The organism is Prolixibacter denitrificans (assembly GCF_003014495.1).
In the GTDB taxonomy this organism is placed as follows: Bacteria; Bacteroidota; Bacteroidia; order Bacteroidales; family Prolixibacteraceae; genus Prolixibacter; species Prolixibacter denitrificans.
In genome coordinates this window covers 202,691-221,623 of record NZ_PYGC01000005.1, presented here as the reverse complement: position 1 = coordinate 221,623, position 18,933 = coordinate 202,691, and the positions used below count along the sequence as shown (strand labels likewise).

15 protein-coding genes are annotated in these 18,933 nt (G+C 44.5%); 10 read left to right on the top strand and 5 right to left on the bottom strand.

Translation table 11 applies throughout. The features are described from left to right. Positions 1-121 precede the first annotated feature (121 nt). The 3 genes from CLV93_RS11700 to CLV93_RS11690 all read left to right on the top strand — a co-directional run bounded on the left by CLV93_RS11700 (position 122) and on the right by CLV93_RS11690 (position 1,934). A complete protein-coding gene (locus CLV93_RS11700) occupies positions 122-445 on the top strand; it encodes a helix-turn-helix domain-containing protein (protein WP_051538935.1) in 324 nt (107 codons plus the stop codon). Between the two features lie 72 nt (positions 446-517). After that, complete coding sequence (locus CLV93_RS11695) at positions 518-1,270, top strand: transcriptional regulator (protein WP_106542384.1); 753 nt, start codon at positions 518-520, stop codon at positions 1,268-1,270. After that, a complete protein-coding gene (locus CLV93_RS11690) occupies positions 1,254-1,934 on the top strand; it encodes a P-loop NTPase family protein (RefSeq protein WP_246187217.1) in 681 nt (226 codons plus the stop codon). The genes CLV93_RS11695 and CLV93_RS11690 overlap by 17 nt, the downstream gene beginning before the upstream one ends. Positions 1,935-1,985: 51 nt before the next feature. Here the strand turns inward: CLV93_RS11690 and CLV93_RS11685 are convergent, their stop codons facing one another. The 4 genes from CLV93_RS11685 to CLV93_RS11670 form a co-directional block, all read right to left on the bottom strand. Next, a complete protein-coding gene (locus CLV93_RS11685; protein WP_106542383.1) occupies positions 1,986-2,624 on the bottom strand; it encodes a hypothetical protein in 639 nt (212 codons plus the stop codon). A gap of 58 nt (positions 2,625-2,682) precedes the next feature. Continuing rightward, positions 2,683-3,222: an HAD family hydrolase gene (locus CLV93_RS11680; protein WP_106542382.1), complete on the bottom strand. Its 540-nt coding sequence runs from the start codon at positions 3,220-3,222 to the stop codon at positions 2,683-2,685. Continuing rightward, a complete protein-coding gene (locus CLV93_RS11675) occupies positions 3,222-3,752 on the bottom strand; it encodes a DUF1643 domain-containing protein (RefSeq protein WP_170108929.1) in 531 nt (176 codons plus the stop codon). Before CLV93_RS11675 ends, CLV93_RS11680 begins: the two co-directional genes overlap by 1 nt. Before the next feature lie 109 nt (positions 3,753-3,861). Continuing rightward, a complete protein-coding gene (locus CLV93_RS11670) occupies positions 3,862-6,858 on the bottom strand; it encodes a type I restriction endonuclease subunit R (RefSeq protein ID WP_106542380.1) in 2,997 nt (998 codons plus the stop codon). Between the two features lie 114 nt (positions 6,859-6,972). On the opposite strand from CLV93_RS11670, the gene CLV93_RS20260 reads away from it, so the two are divergent. The 7 genes from CLV93_RS20260 to narI all read left to right on the top strand — a co-directional run bounded on the left by CLV93_RS20260 (position 6,973) and on the right by narI (position 17,044). Then, positions 6,973-7,113, top strand: a complete 141-nt coding sequence (locus CLV93_RS20260; RefSeq protein WP_153637034.1) for a hypothetical protein — start codon at positions 6,973-6,975, stop codon at positions 7,111-7,113. Between the two features lie 63 nt (positions 7,114-7,176). Beyond that, positions 7,177-8,466 carry an alginate export family protein gene (locus CLV93_RS11665; RefSeq protein WP_106542379.1) on the top strand — a complete coding sequence of 430 codons (1,290 nt, stop codon included), beginning with the start codon at positions 7,177-7,179 and terminating at the stop codon, positions 8,464-8,466. A 702-nt stretch (positions 8,467-9,168) separates the two neighbouring features. Beyond that, on the top strand, positions 9,169-10,455 hold the full coding sequence (locus tag CLV93_RS11655; RefSeq protein ID WP_106542377.1) for an MFS transporter: 1,287 nt from the start codon (positions 9,169-9,171) through the stop codon (positions 10,453-10,455). Between the two features lie 35 nt (positions 10,456-10,490). After that, a complete protein-coding gene (locus CLV93_RS11650; protein WP_106542376.1) occupies positions 10,491-14,219 on the top strand; it encodes a nitrate reductase subunit alpha in 3,729 nt (1,242 codons plus the stop codon). A 24-nt stretch (positions 14,220-14,243) separates the two neighbouring features. Next, on the top strand, positions 14,244-15,722 hold the full coding sequence (gene narH / locus CLV93_RS11645; RefSeq protein ID WP_106542375.1) for a nitrate reductase subunit beta: 1,479 nt from the start codon (positions 14,244-14,246) through the stop codon (positions 15,720-15,722). 2 nt (positions 15,723-15,724) lie between these two features. Further along, a complete protein-coding gene (narJ, locus tag CLV93_RS11640; protein WP_106542374.1) occupies positions 15,725-16,354 on the top strand; it encodes a nitrate reductase molybdenum cofactor assembly chaperone in 630 nt (209 codons plus the stop codon). Between the two features lie 12 nt (positions 16,355-16,366). After that, on the top strand, positions 16,367-17,044 hold the full coding sequence (gene narI / locus CLV93_RS11635; protein ID WP_106542373.1) for a respiratory nitrate reductase subunit gamma: 678 nt from the start codon (positions 16,367-16,369) through the stop codon (positions 17,042-17,044). Positions 17,045-17,094: 50 nt separating this feature from the next. Here the strand turns inward: narI and CLV93_RS11630 are convergent, their stop codons facing one another. Next, positions 17,095-18,654 (bottom strand): nucleoside-triphosphatase, encoded by a 1,560-nt coding sequence (locus CLV93_RS11630; RefSeq protein ID WP_170108928.1) that lies wholly within the window; start codon positions 18,652-18,654, stop codon positions 17,095-17,097. Positions 18,655-18,933: the final 279 nt, after the last annotated feature.

Below are 18,933 nucleotides of genomic sequence, written 5' to 3'. Positions count from 1 at the left end.
ATTTAGGCTAAATTACTCGCTGACAAACAGTGCCTTAAGGGGGTTCTGTAACCCCCTTGTAACTGGATCGGTATTGGTTTCTTTCGTTGCTTTGTTAGCAAACCATTTTAAATCAACTGTTATGCCAAACGAAAGAAATCAGCACCCGGAAAACCGGGGCATCTATCGCGAACAGCTGGTCACCACACACGACCTTCAAAACTTAAAAGAAGAACTTCTTTCTGACTTCCGGAAGCTCTTAAAAGAACAGAATCATCAGCCGGTCAAAAAATGGCTGAAATCCTACGAAGTCCGCAAATTGCTTAACATCTCACCGGGTACACTCCAAAATCTCCGGATAAACGGCACCCTGCCGTACACCAAAATCGGAGGAGTCATCTACTACGAACAAAGCGACATTCAGCAAATGCTCGAGTCCCGGAAAACAAAAGGACACTTTGTATAAACCGGGTTTGTCCGTTAAGCCCATCTGATTTACCATGCAAACCTTTCGAAAATAGGTTAATCGTGAAGTACAATGAACTACATCCGGCACCTGGCGGCATTCTTCTGGTGTGTGGAACAAGACGATCGCCTTACTCCGCACCACATCAGCCTTTACCTCGCCCTTTTCCAACGGTGGAACCTCAACCGGTTTCAAAATCCCATCTCCATCAACCGGGCAGAGATGCTGAGAATGTCCAAAATCGGTTCGGTCAATACCTATTCACGGTGTCTGAAACAGCTGCATCAATGGAAATACATCGATTATCAACCGTCGCACAACCCCCTTAAAGGTAGCCGGGTGAACATGTTCATTTTTGATACAACTAGTGAACAAGTAGTGATCCCTTTAATAAACATTAGTAAACAGATTAAACAAGAAACTATAGAATACAATGAACCAAACCAATCTCAATCAAAAAAAATGGAACAGGAAACCAGGTACGGGAAACAGCCCGAAAGCGCTGCCATGCAAGAGAAGAAACCCCAGCCGGAAAATCCCGCCGGTGCATCGGCAAAAAGTAAAATCCCGCCTCCGGAGGAACATGTCAAAATCTACTTCCTGGAGAAGGAGTTCCCTGAAGTGGAAGCTGAACGATTTTTCAACTACTACGAATCGGTAGGCTGGAAAGTGGGAGGCCGTACCCGGATGAAAGACTGGAAAGCGGCGGCCCGGAACTGGATGCTCAATGCCCGGAAGTACAGTCCGCGACAACCATTGAGCCCCCAGGACAAATCAACCGAGTACAAATCTGATAATGGGAAAAACTATGCCGAACCACTCTGAACTTTTCACCGCGCCGGGAGTCATCTCTTTCGGGAAAGGAACCGTCAACTATAGCTTTTCACGCTGCCTGGAATTCATGGAACAAAAAGGCCGGGAATTATTCGGCGATACTTTCAGAATCTATGGAGAAGACAAGCCCATCATTTTCAAACTGCTCATATGGGCCATACGCGACCAGGAGAACGCACAGCGGTTAAATCTCAACATCAACAAGGGAATTATGCTGACCGGACCGATTGGGAGCGGAAAAACCAGCCTGATGACGCTACTCCGCTTTTTCATTCCTCCGGACATCCGGCACAACATGAAATCCTGCCGGGAGGTCAGTTTCGAATTTCACCGGAACGGTTACGAGGTCATCCGGAAACACAGCATCCTGGCTTACGACCGGTCCACCGGCGGGAAAAAGCCCCGGGCCGTCTGCTTCGATGACCTGGGAACCGAACAAAACCTGAAGTATTTTGGCAACGAAGTGAACGTCATGGGCGAAATACTGCTCAGCCGGTATGACCAGTTTGTTTCCGATGGCATGCTCACACACCTGACAACCAACCTAACTGCCGGCGAAATTGAAGAATTCTATGGCTCCCGGGTCCGAAGCCGTATGAGGTCCATGTTCAACCTCATCTCCTTTGATGCCAATACACAAGATAAAAGGCATTAGCCTGCTACAACTCCCTGCCATCGCTACCCCGACTAAGTGATGGCAGGGAGGTCATTCATTTGCTTCATGTGTATTGACGTAACGCAATTGCTTCGGCAACTCTTCTTCAGATTTATGAAGATATCTTCCATAGTTGCTGTAATGCCAGACACGGTAAATAGTCCAATTTTCACCTGCAACCTGAACAACTGCTTTCTTTAAAAGAAACTCAGGCAACTCAATAATTTCTCCTATGCCAACTTTCAATGCGCCGCAAATAGACTCGAAAACTTTTTCTCCAAAGCAAATAATAGACCTTTGCCGACAGGGCATCAATGAGAGTTTCTCCTTGAGTCTATTAATGGCGGACTCTTCATTAACTTTCACTTTGGATGAATCCGTTTGAACCTCTATCGTCAAGTCGGTCATAAAACTACCGACCAAATTCTCCAATGCCTCATCCTGGATAATCTTCTTCAATCGATTGTCTCCCACATGACGCTCGGCATGAAAATTTCGAAACGGAGTATGCTCTTTTCTCTCGGCACCGTTTGATCGATTCAAACCCAGGAACACGAACCTGGAATGCAAAATATCTAACTTTGATTGAAAGAAATCAAGCGTGTTATTCCCGTCTTCATTCCACACCGCCCAGCTACTCAATTCATCACTCTTAAGTTCGTCTAAAATGTCAGTTGTTACATTACTCATCTGATTGATGGTTCAGGTTAATCGATTGTAGAATATTTGGCATAGCCAAAATTATTGCTTAGTAATTTTTTATGTTCTTGCCTTTATTTAGTCGCTTGTCTGCATTGTACAATATCCGATCTGCCTTCTCAAATGGGATGTTTAATTTCTTGCTCAGAATTCTTAAATCACTCAAATAGGTTAGATACAACTCAACTTGACTGGAAATGTTATTTCTGGATTTATAGGGACTTATTTTCAACTCTTCTCCATAGAGAATTCTGTACACCCGTTGGTCAATGATTTGATACAATTTGGGATTCTTAAACCGTAAAATTGTAGATGCCATAGGTAATTGTATTCCTTTATGGCCAATCATTGATTTTAGTACCCTTTTCGTAAGTTCCTCATCAAACACTCCGTCAATTTGGTTCAATAAAGAAAATGTAACTTCAGAAAGCTCTGAATATCGGCTTACCTTCCAAAGCACAATTTCATTTATTACCTTTTGGTCAAATTCTGAGGAAAGATTATCGAGTTTCTTTGTTAACTTTTGCTGGTAATCAAATTCAAAATCTTCTTCTTTGAGTCTGAAATCTATATCACTAACTGTTTTCATTACCTGATTACCTTTTTTAAATATTGATCCATATTCATTTTGTTAAACCCTAAATTATATGCTGTTCTGGATGGATGTCTTGGATGTCCATTTTTTGTGTAATCTCCAATATGAAACCAGCTTGTATTCTTGCATGCAAACACATGAATTATATCCTTCAAACAATCTATCAGATAATTTCTGATCATAATTTTGTCACCCCAGGCTGCAAGAATGTCAAGGCTCTGGTATTCATTAATAAAGGCTAATATTCTTTCGAGATTTTCCACGTGATAAACCTGATTTTTTTCTTCGTCCAAGTCTTTAGGGTAAGGCGTTCTTTGAGGATACAAATTCAGCATGACAAAACCATCATACCCATTCAAATGGGCGAATTTCAATAATTTAGAGATGGTTCGATCGGGTTTGCTATCATCAGCGGTACTCGGATTTAAGCCAATCACAAACAATACCTTATTACCTGTTTTGCCAAGAATAAATCGAAGAGTATTGCTTTGATTCCTTTCGTAAAAATCTATAGTATAACTCACATCAATATGTAAACGTTACTTAAAAATAAGCCTTTAAACTCATCCTTACGCAAATCACCTTATCTAACTAGATGCTTTTATAGCTAACTGTGTTTAAAACAACCTGCTCCTAACCAATATTGGCATCCACATTTCCATTCACCTCATCGATGATCCGGATGATTTTCACCACCTCCGAATCATCGAATACACCGGTAATTCCCTGGTCATTGATATCGGTAAAGGGTGGCTCGAAAAACATCGTTTTTTCGATAAAACCATTCTTCGTAAGGAAACGGATGATGTGATTGATGAAAGTGATTTGATTGGCGGTCAGATTTCCGGTTTGAATGAAATCAGCAAACAGAGTACTAGCAGTTGTTTCATCCAGGCCTAAAATACTCCGGATAAACCGGCTCAAAGGCATTTCGCCGTACTCTTTTTCATAGTCAGCACGGGTGCCCAGGTCTCCCTCGAAAAGCAGCTTCTCGAGCAGCCTGACTTCTCCAATGGTGATGGGAATATTATGCTGTAGTTTATGAATGACCAAATGGTCTTTGTTCTTCCGGATATAGCTTTCAACTCGATCACGGTAGCTTTGCAGGCTGGTGTAAGTTGGAATTAAATTCTTCTCTTGTACGCCATCCTTGTTCAGGGTGTCTTCAAAATGCGTGTAAACATTTTCTTTCTTGCCCGAATCCAGAAACTTGACCAGGTCACGCATATCCAACCTCACCTTTTCCATTTGTGAAAAGGTCACATGCTTCCAAAACTCATCACTCTGTACATTTTTAATGGTCGTGAGCTTTTGGTTAATGGCAGGAATGTTCTTCTTCTTTTGAAGTAACTGCCCGATTCGTGCAATCCGCTGTATCAGGGAGGCCTGATTCCGGTCGGAAAGCAGGATGGCCAGCTGCAGGTTCAACACTATCAAATCGAATCGTTTGGCTACTTCATCGTTACTACTGCTGGCAGGCAAATGCGACAGATGATTACAGATATCAGCCATATCGGCTTTGCTAATATTTTCCCACCGGCTCCGGTGCGTGTATTCATCAACCAGCCTCAGTTCTTTTCGAACCACAAACCGTTCCCGGTCCAATGAAGCAATTTGGCTGTTCAACTCATCAATGTAAGTCGTTGCCAACTCATCGTCTTCGTCATTGGAGGTATCCAGTCCGCGCAGTTCAACGGCGACCTCCAGCTTGGCTTCAAATATCTGCTGAGAAAGCGATTTGAGAGCTCTCCCGGTATATCCTTCCGGGAACTCCTCGAAGAATTCAAAATTCTCACAGAAATCAAAAATCACAAAGTGCTTCTTATCCTCACCGGGGCCGAATAAATCGGGACAAAGACGTGTACCCCGGCCAATCATCTGCCAGAATTTAGCCGTTGAACGGACAACTTTGAAAAATACCAGGTTGACCACCCGGGGTGCATCCACGCCGGTATCCATCATATCAACGGATACAGCAATTTGCGGATCGTTTTCTGCCTTTTCATCACAGAAAACTTCCAGTAAATCCTGCGCTTTGGTTTCGTAATTATCGATGACCCGTAAAAACTTACCACTGTATTCCGGGTAGTTTTTATTAAACCGCTCTTCAATGAACAGCACATGACGATGGTTCTTCGCAAAGATGATCGTTTTCCCCAGCCGGTCACCACCATGTGTTTTGATACCGTTCTCCATCAAATGGTGAAGCACTTTATCAACCGTATCCGTATTAAACAACCACTGGTTTAAAGCGCTCCCGTCAATGAAATCATCAGCCTCACCGGTCGTTGGGTCGCCAAATTTCTCTTCATACTCCGCCTTTTCAGCTTCCGATAAATCATGATAATGAATCCCGTCCCGATGAAATTTAACCGGGACCGACATCGCTTTGGGAGGAACCAGGTAGGTCGGAACTGCTTCATTCAACTCAAAGGCAAACGTGGGATTATCGTCTTCAATATCGAACAGACTGTAGGTGTTGTGATCGATTTCTGTTTTGGGCGTCGCCGTTAGTCCAATCAACAGCGAATCGAAATAGTCGAATATCGCCCGGTATTTCTGATAGACCGACCGGTGCGCTTCATCGATGATCACCAGGTCGAAATGGCCGACGCCATAAAACCGGTTATCACCGTTCTTCAGGCTGTCAATCTTATTCATAATGGTCGGATAGGTCGAAAAAACCAACCGCGTTCCATTATCCTCCTTTTCTTTTGTCAGGTCAATTGCCGACAGGTTGGGCAGGTGCTCCTTGAAAGCATTCTTCGCCTGCGTCACCAACGCATTCCGGTCGGCTAAGAAAAGAACGCGCTTCACCCAGTTGCATTTGGTCAGCACATCAACGATGGCAGCAGCTACCCGGGTTTTTCCACTTCCTGTAGCCATTACCAGCAACGCTTTTCGCTCTTTCCCTTTCAGTTGACCATCCTTTTCGGTTACTAACGCCTCGCTTACCCGTTGAATGGCTTCCAACTGATAAGGTCGCCCGGCAATATTCGCATCGGCCTTAAACTCCTTCAGGTTTTTCCTGGAATTCCGCCGGTCAATCAACAGCTGCAGTTCATCTTTCGTATAGAACCCCGAAATTTCCCTTTCCGGATAAAAGGTATCATCCCAGATGTACGAATCGAAACCGTTGGTATAGAAAATAACGGGGCGTTGTCCGGTCATTTGCTCCAGGCAGTTGGCATACAGCTCCGCCTGATGTCTTCCTTTGTGGGCGTCCTCCATCGTCTTCTTGGCTTCCACCACCGCCAAAGGCAGGCCGTCATCACCCCACAACACGTAATCCGCGTAGCCAATCCCGGTAGGATTGGTCGAAAGCGGCATACCCGTTACCTCAAATTCGAGCTCACGCCCTTCGCGCAGCCGCTCCCACCCGGCTTCTTTCAGCAAAAGATCGATGTATATCTTCCGGGTGGCCGATTCGGGGATCAAAACCGGAATTGCCCTGTTTTTGTCAACCTCTTTCTTCCGGGTCGCTTTACGCTCCGCAACCCGTTCCCGCTCTTTCTCCAGCTGCAACCGTAACAACTCAATCTCCCGGGCCTGCTCTTCCTGCTTGACCTGCTCCTGCTGCAGTTGTTCAGTCTGCTGCTCAAGCTGACCTACAATCTTCTGAATCTCCACCTTCCTTTTAGTTAATCCAAATTCAAATTACTGTCATGCAGCATGTTATGGATGCGCATATGAAACAATAAGATATCCACTACTGTTTCTAATTAACAAAATCAATTGACGATTATGGATACTTTTCAGGTAAAAGGCACGCCGAAACGGGGCTTACTCGGGACTACCCTGGGTTTCTTCTTCGGCTTCGCCACCTTTTCGTTATACGAACCGACGTCCGTCAATTTTAAAGATGCTATAGAACTGACTGCCTGAATACTAGGACTCATAATAGCCAAATAACGGCCATTGTTCTTTAATCCGTTTAACAATAGAATCATGAAAAAAATATATCACTTATTTGTAATCGTCTTGACTATTTTTCCTTTTGGGAGAGGAAACCTGAAGGCTCAATCGCTCACATTTTCGGGAGAAATCCGTCCACGGTTCGAGTTCCGCCATGGTTATAAAACAATTATTCCGGATGGAAATTCAGCGGCTAGTTTCATATCGCAGCGTACCAGGCTTAATCTCTTCTACGGAAGTCAGAAGTTTAAATTTGGCATTGCCTTACAGAACGTTCGCGTGTGGGGCGATGTTCCGCAACTCAACAGCTCTGATGTTTATGGGACAGCTCTTCACCAGGCATGGGGCGAAGTAATCTTTAGTAAAAAGCTAGCTTTCAAAATCGGAAGACAGGAAATATCGTACGATGACCAAAGAATTTTTGGAGGTGTGAACTGGACGCAGCAGGCAAGAAGTCACGATGCCGCTATTTTAAAATACCGACCGAATAAAATGACGAAAATAGATGTTGGTCTGGCGCAAAATGCTCAGAGCGAAACACTATACAAAATTGATTATCTAGTAAATAACTACAAAACTTTTCAGTACATCTGGTATCATCGCCGGTTCAACAAATCAGGACTAAGCCTACTGTTTCTCAACAACGGTATGCCTTATCATGAATCAAATAATTCTCAGGCAGTGGTGTACAGTCAAACCTATGGAGGCAGGTTTACATATACCTATAACCCGCTGAATTTTAATGCCTCATTCTATTATCAGGGAGGGAAAAACAAACTGGATAATACCCTCTCGGCTGAATATGCTGCAGCTGAAGTTACCTATTCATTACCCTGTGAATTTACATTCGGGTTGGGTGGCGAATATCTTTCGGGGACTTCTTCCAAAGAACAGGCTTTGAACCAAACGGATAATTCATTCAAACCCTTTTACGGGACGAACCATAAGTTTAATGGCTGGATGGACTACTTTTACGTGGGAAACTACATGTACAGCAATGGTTTGATGGATATAAGTCTGCCTTTAACTCAAAAAGCAAACAGGTTTACTTTTAAATTAGTCCCTCATTATTTCCTTGCCGCTGCAAAAGTCTCGGCTTCACAAGGCAACGGAACCTGGAAGGATTATAAGAGTAATCTGGGAGCTGAAATCGATTTTTCAGCGAATTATAATTTCTCCAACGATGTATCTATTAGCGGAGGATATTCGCAAATGATGGCAACACAAACTCTTCAGGTATTGAAAGGTGGAAACCATAAAAATTCCAACAATTGGGCGTGGTTGATGCTTACGTTTAAACCTACTTTTTTCAGTAAACTATAAGTTTTAGGGATTGTTGAGATCCGGGCATTGAAAATATCATTTAGACTTTTCAATCCCGGGTTACTTTTTCCGACCATTGCACCAAATGAAAACCTTCCTGGCTGTATTTCAAATTTCAGGTTTCAGGTTGCGCTCCAATCAGGGATATTAGAGGAGAGACATGAGACGCCAGAGAGATAATAGACTTTCGACTTTTGCTTTATTCCTGTTGTTTAGGCGGTTGCAATTGCCCCGTTGCTTTAGCACGGGCGTTAGGAGTCGCATTCCAATTCCGGGACTTAATGTGATCCTGGGGTTATTGAGCTTTTACCCCTCCAGTAATGCGTGCACACTGCAATATCAAAGCTAATCCGCGCACATCCGTGGAGCTAATCCTTGCTAATCCCTTCTTTCCGAAAACTTCGAAGCTCAATTCAGCATTTATTCCCGAACCATCGGGGCAAAATTTAAAATGCATCGAAAGCCTCGAGGCACCATTCAACATTTATCATTTTTTTCTTCTCCCCATCACCCTCTCTCCATTTTCCCCTTTCTCCCGCGCTCACTTGACAAAATGCAAATCAGCCGTTTCGATGGACAATTCTCTGCCCTCTTTTAAGCTAGTCTAAATTTAAACTACAGACAAACAACACACTAACACCGAACACCAAAAACAATAATATATTCACAGCTGTTTCTGGCTAACAAAATCAATTAACGATTATGGATACTTTTCAGGTAAAAGGCACGCCTAAACGGGGCTTACTCGGGACCACCCTGGGTTTCTTCTTCGGCTTCGCAGCCGTATCACTCTATGGTCCTACCGCCGTCAATTTTAAAGAAGCAATGGGAATCAGCTCCACACTCCTGGGACTGCTGGTGGCAATTCCTTCTCTTTCCGGTTCGTTATTGCGCATTCCCTTCGGAGCCTGGGTTGATACAACAGGAGGAAAGAAACCATTTTTTATCCTCCTCTTGCTGTCAGTCATCGGTTTGGGAGGGATTACCCTGTTGTTACACTTTAGCTATCCAAACCATATGCATGGTATGTATGGCCTGATTTTATTCTTTGGATTCCTCAGCGGTTGTGGTATTGCCACTTTTTCGGTAGGAATTGGACAAACCTCCTACTGGTATCCTCAAAAGGAACAAGGAAAAGCATTGGGCACTTATGCCGGTTTAGGAAACCTGGCACCCGGTATATTCTCGCTGATTCTTCCCTTATACCTTGCTCACTATGGTTTCATATCAGCTTATCTCGCCTGGTTTATCTTCCTGTTTATTGGTCTTCTGATTTATGCTAAGCTGGGCGTCAATGCCTATTATTTTCAGTTTCGCGATGCCAAAATGAGTATCGACAAAAGTCGGGAAAAAGCGAAAAAGCTCGGACAGGAAATTTTTCCCTCCGGAAGTGTAAAAGACAGCTTAATCAATTCCGCAAAAGTGAAAAACACCTGGGCATTAGTCGTGCTCTATTTTACCACATTCGGCGGTTTTATTGCCCTCACTGCCTGGTTTCCCACTTATTGGAACCAGTTTCAGGGATTCAGTGGTGTCAAAGCGGGTCTGTTCACCGCTATTTTCTCCATACTGGCATCGCTGCTTAGGGTACCGGGCGGTTCATTTGCCGATAAGGCTGGTGGTGAACGAATGAGCCTGCTGGCCATGGTTCTGGTGTTGCTTTCTTCTATTGTACTGGCATTTACGCAAAGTGCAGTCATCGGAATACTGGCGGCGATTGTACTGGCCGCGGGGATGGGTTTTAACAATGCTGCTGTTTTTAAACTGGTTCCCCATTATGTCCCTCAGTCGGTAGGTGGTGCAGCCGGTTGGGTTGGCGGTCTGGGTGCTTTTGGTGGATTTGTGATTCCTCCTCTGATGGGAGCTATCGCTGATAGTTATGGAAAAATTGGTTACGCGCGTGGATTCTTTGTTTTTGTTCTTTTAGCGGCTATCAATATGTTCATTATTTACCGGTTGCTAAAAAGTAAACCAGTTGAGAAAAATTAGATTGACGACAATTTCAAAACCTGAAAATCAATAGCATGAGTTTATTAGACCGGCTTATCTACTTTAGCAAGGTTGCAGATAAAACCACGGACCAACACATCGTTACGACAGAAAGAAACCGCGACAGCGAACAGTTCTACCGAAATAGATGGCAGTACGATAAAATTGTCCGCTCAACTCATGGTGTGAATTGTACGGGCTCCTGTTCATGGAAAGTATTTGTAAAAAACGGTTTGGTCACCTGGGAGATTCAGCAGACCGATTACCCTGAAACCCGCCCCGACCTTCCGAACCACGAACCGCGCGGTTGCCCGCGGGGAGCCAGCTATTCCTGGTACCTGTACAGTGCCAACCGGGTAAAACACCCCATGGTGCGGGGAACGCTAATCGATGCTTACCGCAAAGCTAAATTGAACTGTAGTGACCCGGTCGAAGCCTGGCAATCAGTGATGGAAGACAAGGTTATCTCAAAAAAATATAAGGCAGAGCGTGGTCTTGGTGGATTTATCAGAGCCGATTGGGAAGAAGTTAATGAAATCATCGCTGCCGCTAATATTTACACCATCAAAAAATTTGGCCCCGACAGAATAGCAGGATTTTCACCCATTCCGGCCATGTCGATGGTTTCTTATGCAGCTGGTACCCGGTATCTGAGTCTTATCGGTGGTTCCGTTTTGAGCTTCTACGACTTTTATTGTGATTTGCCCCCCGCATCACCACAAACCTGGGGAGAACAGACCGACGTGCCTGAAAGTGCCGACTGGTACAACTCCTCTTTTCTCGTGCTCTGGGGCTCCAATGTGCCGGTGACCCGGACACCTGATTCTCCATTTTTTACCCAGGTACGTTATAAAGGGACCAAAACAGTAGTGATTGCCCCTGATTACAACGATGCAGCCAAGTTTTCAGACCTGTGGATGAAACCCAAACAGGGAACCGATGCTGCCCTTGGAATGGCCATGGGACATGTGATTCTTAGAGAGTTCTTTCTGGAACAAAAAACAGCCTATTTTGATGAGTATGTGCGACAATATTCTGACCTCCCCTTTCTGGTAAAACTGGAGAAGCACGAGAAGGGTTATGTCGCCGGCGCATTGATTCGTGCCTCCGACTTTGCCGATAAACTGAATGTTGATAAATCTCCCGAATGGAAACCGGTACTTCGGGATGAAAATTCCGGTGAATTATCTGTACCAAACGGAACCATCGGTTCGCGATGGGATAAGAGCCAGAAATGGAATCTGGAAATGAAGGATGCCCGCACGGGGAAGGATATTCAGCCGCTCCTGTCGGTGTATGGGAAACATGATGAAGTAATTGATGTGGCATTTCCTTACTTTGGTGGGCCAACCTATAAGCATCAACACTTCAATGCATCGGAGCATGACGATATTATTTCGCATAAAATTCCGGTACAAAAAATCCAGACCAACGAGGGAGAATCCTATTGTTGCACCGTTTTCGATCTGATGGTTGCCAATTATGGACTCGACCGAGGATTGAATGATCACAATGCGGCGAAAAGCTACGACGAGAATCTACCCTACACTCCATTATGGCAGGAGCAAATAACCGGCGTTCCCAAAGAACAGGTGATTACGGTGGCTCGCCAGTTTGCCGAAAATGCAGCAAAAACAAAAGGGCGCTCGATGATCATCATTGGGGCGGGTGTCAATCACTGGTTCCATACGGACATGATCTACCGGAGCGCTATCAATATGCTTGTCTTCTGTGGGTGTGTGGGGCAATCAGGCGGTGGTTGGTCACACTATGTGGGCCAGGAGAAGTTGCGTCCGCAAACCGGATGGTTACCGCTGGCTTTTGGTCTTGACTGGAACCGGCCTCCCCGCCATATGAATACAACCTCGTATTTCTATCTTCACAGCGACCAGTGGCGTTACGAAAAAGTACAACTGGATGAATTACTCTCTCCCTTGGCAGACCAAAAGCTTTGGAAAAACCTAACCATGGTAGACTGTAACGTGAAGGCGGAACGAATGGGATGGTTACCTTCTTCGCCGCAGCTAAATGCCAATCCGGTAAAACTGGCTGAAGAAGCTGAAAAAGCCGGGAAGAAGCCGGAAGAATATGCCCTGGAGAAACTGAAAAGTGGTGAAATACATTTTGCTTCGGAAGACCCGGATAATCCAACAAACTTTCCGCGTAACCTATTTGTGTGGCGCTCCAACCTACTGGGCTCAAGTGCCAAAGGAATGGAGTATTTCATGAAACACCTGCTGGGTGCCCAAAATGGCGTTTTGGGAAACGACCTGAAGGTCAACGGGCAACCTTTACCTTCCGAAGTAAACTGGCACGACCAGGCTCCCGAAGGAAAACTGGATCTGTTGGTGACAGCTGATTTCCGCATGTCCACCACGGCTCTTCATTCCGATATCTTACTGCCAGCCGCCTCCTGGTACGAGAAAAATGACCTGAGCACTTCTGATATGCATCCTTTCATTCACCCCTTTCATCAAGCCGTTGACCCGGTATGGGAATCGCGTTCGGACTGGGATATCTTTAAAGGACTTGCCAAAAAGTTCTCCGAGCTTTCCACCGGTCACTTGGGGACTGAAAAAGATGTGGTTCTCTGGCCCCTGCAACATGACTCTCCCATGGAAATGTCAGAAACGGCAGATGCCAGTGATTGGAAACATGACGGGAAAGAGCTCAAACCCGGATTTAACATGCCAAAAATCGTCACGGTAGAACGCAATTATCCTGAAACATATAATCGCTTTACCTCTCTGGGACCGCTGATGACGAGTGCCGGAAACGGGGCGAAAGGCATTAGCTGGAATACGGAAGAGGAAGTTGAGTTTTTGCAACAACTGAATCACACCGTTACAGAGGAGACGAGTGCACAAGGATTGCCACAAATCATGACTGATATTCAGGCAGCGGAAGTGATTCTGAGTTTGGCTCCGGAGACCAATGGCAATGTTGCCGTAAAAGCATGGAAAGCCTTGGAGGCTATTACCGGACGAAATCACCATGAATTGGCTGCCAGCCGTGCCGATGAAAAAATACGGTACCACGATATTCTGGCTCAACCCCGAAAGATCATCACCTCTCCAATTTGGAGCGGAATCGATTCTGAGGAGGTTTCTTACAATGCCGGCTACACCAATGTACACGAGCTGATTCCCTGGCGAACACTGACAGGAAGACAAACACTGTATCAGGACCATCCGTGGATGCTGGCTTATGGTGAAAATCTGGTCTGCTATAAACCCCCCATCCAGACCAAATCGGTGGAAAAAATCTACAATGAGCTGAATTCGGATAAGGATTATCTGGTCATTAACATGATGACACCTCATAATAAGTGGACAATCCACTCCTCATGGTCGGATAACCTCCTGATGCTAACCCTGGGAAGAGGAGGCCCCGTAGTATGGATGAGTGAAAAAGATGCTGATAAAATCAATCTGAAAGATAATGACTGGGTGGAAATCTTCAATCAGAATGGCGCATCTGTAACGAGAGTAATTGTATCACAACGTATTCCGGAAGGCGCTCTGGTTTATTACCATAACCAGGAACGAACGGTCAATATGCCGGTCAGTCAAAAGACAGGTAACCGGGGTGGAGTGCACAATTCCCTCGAACGTCTGAGCCTAAAGCCTACCCATATGATAGGAGGGTACGCTCATTTGGCTTACGGTTTCAATTATTACGGAACCATTGGTTCAAACCGCGATGAAATTGTGGTAATACGCAAATTGGAAAAAGTAGAATGGAAAGATGAGGAAATCGGTTGATAAAGACTGTTTAAATTATTGATTATGAAGATTCGTGCTCAGATAGGAATGGTGTTAAACCTGGACAAATGCATCGGTTGCCACACGTGTTCCGTTACTTGCAAAAACGTATGGACCACCCGACAGGGCATGGAATATGCCTGGTTTAATAACGTGGAAACCAAACCAGGAACAGGCTACCCCTCTGATTGGGAAAATCAGGATCGGTACCATGGTGGATGGAAACTGGACAAAGGAGCCCTTCATCCCCGAATGGGAAACAAATCCGGAATTATGAAAGGAATATTTGCCAATCCTCATTTGCCACAGATTGACGATTATTACGAGCCTTTTACCTTTAACTATTCCATCCTGCACAAACAGGCCAAATTCAAAACACCTCCATCGGCACGCCCATATTCGATGATAACCGGAAGGTTAATGGAAAAGATTGAGAAGGGCCCCAATTGGGAAGACAACCTGGGTGGTACATTTGCCAAACGAAGCCAGGACAAGAATTTCGACCAGGTACAAAAAGAAATTCTCAAAGAATTTGAAAATGCATTCATGCTCTATCTTCCTCGTCTGTGTGAGCACTGCCTGAATCCTACCTGTGTAGCTGCCTGTCCATCAGGTGCCATATACAAACGGGAAGAGGACGGAATAGTACTGATCGACCAGGATGCCTGTCGTGGTTGGCGCGAATGCGTCAGTGCCTGTCCGTATAAAAAGGTCTATTTCAACTGGCAGAGTAAGAAATCGGAAAAATGCACGCTCTGCTTTCCGAAAATAGAAAATGGCGAACCAACCATCTGTTCCGAATCCTGTGTCGGGCGAATAAGGTATCTGGGCGTTATGCTTTACGATCAGGACCAAATCAAAGCGCTGGCTTCCACCCCTGATGCAGAAGATTTATATGACGCTCAGTTAAAAGTATTTCTTGATCCGAACGACCCTGAAGTTATCAAAGAGGCAAGGAAACAAGGGATTACGGAAAACTATCTAAAAGCGGCAGCTGCATCGCCCGTGTATAAAATGGTTATGGATTGGAAAATAGCGCTGCCCCTCCACCCGGAATTCCGCACCTTACCCATGGTTTGGTATATTCCTCCTTTGTCGCCGGTTCAAACCGCTGTCGACAGTGGAGAACTGGGGATTAACGGAATTTTACCCGACGTGGAGTCGCTGCGTATTCCGGTGAGATATCTAGCCAACCTTTTTACGGGCGGCAAAGAAAAACCGGTTACCAACGTACTGAAGAAGATGTTGGCGATGAGAGCCTGGATGCGGGCTAAATCATTGGACGAATCTCCCAATCCTGAAATTCTCCCCGAAGCCGGTCTTTCTGAAGCACAAGTCAGTGAAATGTATCGCTATCTGGCACTCGCGGACTATAAAGACCGTTATGTTCTTCCAACCCGTATGGTTAAACCAAATGAAGATGCCTACCGGGAGAAGGCTGAAAAGGGATTTGATACAAATAATTCAAACCGCCCGCGAACCAATTTATTCGGAGGAATATAACCATGATAAAAACATATAAAATACTATCACTGCTACTCTCATATCCTCAAAAGGAGTTAAAGGATTTTCTACAGGATTGCCTTATACTCCTCAGACAGGAGGAATTATTGGAGGATAAACAGATGAAGGGCATACAGAATTTTATCGATGTCTTTTCGAAGTTGGAATTAACGGAATGGCAGGCACACTATGTTCAGCTTTTCGATTATTCCCGGTCGGTTTCCCTGCATCTTTTTGAACATGTGCATGGTGACTCGAGAGACCGTGGACAGGCGATGGTGGATTTGATTCGTTTTTACGAGGATGATGACCTGAAATGGAAAACAAACGAATTGCCCGATTACCTGCCCGCATTCCTGGAGTTTATTTCGCTTTCCCAATCAACGCAAGTGGCCGCTGAAATTCTCTCTGAACCGATCACCATCATCGGCAAGGTTCACCAAAAACTGCAGGAAAAGGAGAATGCGTATCAATATATTTTCAGCGCTATTATTTCCCTCTCCGCTAAACAACCGGAAATGGACAAGGTCAGTTCCCTCACTGAGGCGGAAAAGCCGATGGATTTGGATAAAGAATACAGTGAAGCCCCCATCAGATTTGGTGGAGATAACGGTTGTGCAACTTGTCATTAAAAGAATTTGATCATGGAAAATTACATCAATAACTTTCTATTCACTTATCTGCCGCATATTGCAATGGCTGTCTTCTGGTTTGGTCTTATCACACGCATTGTGAAAACATCCCGGACCATTCAGGCTAAGTCCAGTCAGTTCCTGGCCGGAGATGGATTAAAATGGGGCAGTAACCTTTTCCATTATGGTATTATTCTGGTGTTCATCGGTCATTTTACAGGTCTCTTCACTCCCGAAAAATTATATCATCTTGTCATGACTACAGCGACGAAGCGAATTTTGGCAGTATCACTCGGGGCTGTCTTTGGAACCCTTACCTTCATTGGAATCATCATTCTAATCATCAGACGGTTTCGAAATGAACGGATTAAACTGAACAGCAGTCCTCAGGACTATTTCATCATTTTTCTGCTGCTGGTCGAAGTAGGATTAGGGCTGGCTTCCATGGCTACAACTGCCACCTCCTCGGTGGAAAATTACGCAGCACTGGGCGAATGGGCACAAAAAATTATCACCTTTCAGCCCGATGCCGGAGCGGTGATCGCAGGTCATAGTCTAATCTATAAATTACACATTGTAACCGGCCTGTTCATCTTCATCATATTTCCTTACACCAAATTAATGCACATTATGGTTTTACCAATAGCCTACTTCTTTCGTTCAGGATACCAGTTGGTGCGAAGAAGATAAGAAACGGGAAATTGGAACTGTTTTTAAATAAACAATTTCCGGTAGATTCGCTAAGTACGAATATGACTTAAAACCGAATACCCGATGGCTTCCGGGCTGTATGCTGAAAGGTCATAAACTAATATATCTGCTCCATTTAACCTGCTGATAAGTTCGTCCGCATATCGCGTTCTTGTCGTCAATAAAAGATGACGCTGATTCCTATGGAGCAATTGATTTAGGCTATCGGACCACCCTCTGTCTTTCAGCTCCAATTGACCAATTTCGTCAATAATAACAAGATCACAATGAGGACTGGTTACCTGCAGGCTGTTTATTCCCATACGTAACCCATTCGGGTGAATGTAATACCGCCCAATCTGTTCAAATTGAGGTTCACCGGTTAATCGAAGAAAAACCTCACGTTCTCCGCTTTTGATATCAACAACATCATATCCGATGGTTGTATCTTCATTCATAACCCTATCGGAATAGATACCGCTGACTGTAATTTCTTCTTGCCGAAGCAGGTTGATGATTTCACGGATGTACCAGGTCTTTCCTTGCCCACGTTCTCCGCTGAGGATAAATATCCTGGGGTGCACCCGTTTTTGCCTTTTCATTTCGGTTAAACGTTCTTCAGCCTGCGACAGTATCTGAAAGAAAAGAGTCATCGGCTTCCGGAAGAAAGATTGAGCGTTGGGCAAATTGGCGACCGTAGTGGGCAAACTGTTAAAAGAAAGCTCCAGGGCAATCGACAGGTTGTTAAAAGAATTGCGTTGAAAAAAACGTCGGATTTTAGGATGGTAGAGTTCCGTTCCCAGCACCGAGAAACCCATGATAATGACGGCTGCACGGAAATTCATCTGTAAACCAATAAGCACTCTCTCTCCTGTAGTCGAATCGCCATTAAAGACTAATGCGACAAGCATGGTGATGAATACAAAATATATCCAGAATTTGGGGCTGGCTATCTGCCTGAAGGCCCTTTTATATCGAATGGACCAGAGCGTTCCAATGAGAATAATTGCGATACTCCATATTTGCCAATGGGAAAAACTGAGCAGAAGAAAGGAACCAACCAGAAGAATAAGATCCACAAACAGCCAGGTGAGTGAATAATCAAAATTCACTCTCTGCTGGTTTTGTCCGGAAGATAATGTAGAAGAGCTTCTTCCTGGTCGGGACAAGTCTTGTTCATTCCGTAGCTTCCGTCCAATTTTTATCCCCAAAAAACCATAAAATATTCCAAGAAGAATATATACACCAGAGAAAATTAACACAGGCATCCAAATCGTTTGGAAATGGACCTGCATTTCTTTTTCAGCCATCTGGACGAGATGAGTGTAAAGCTCAACGATATGAAAACCATAAAAGATGATGAGGTTGATGATGCGCTGAACCAGATTCCATGAAACAGCCAGTACCGCACCGGCCAAATATCCGGCCATGGTGCGTCCCAATAGCAACGTGGAAAACTCAAGTAGTACTGATTCGGCAAAAATGGCGATCATCGGCCCAAAAATAACAGCACTTGGTGATAAAGTCTTCAAAATGGCCGTTATCAAACCGGCCCGCCAAAACAGACCCTTTTCATTCCAAAGATAGCTCACCGAAATCAGTACAATCAATCCAATTCCGGTAAGAAGTGTTCCACTAAAAGGAATTCGCAGGTTATGCAAAAAACTACCAAATACAATCTCGAACGAAGCCCAAATCGTTCCAATCACTGAGGCCTTTATCCATTTGTCATTGTCTTTCATCTTCTTAGATGGTTGATTATCTTGCTTTCCAGTATAATAAGTAAAGAGAATCATCAGAGATTAATTGGTCACGGAATAAAAGGTCGCTTACCAATAGCTTAATCGTTTTAATTTAACATTCTGACAGTTTCAATCTTGCACTTAAAA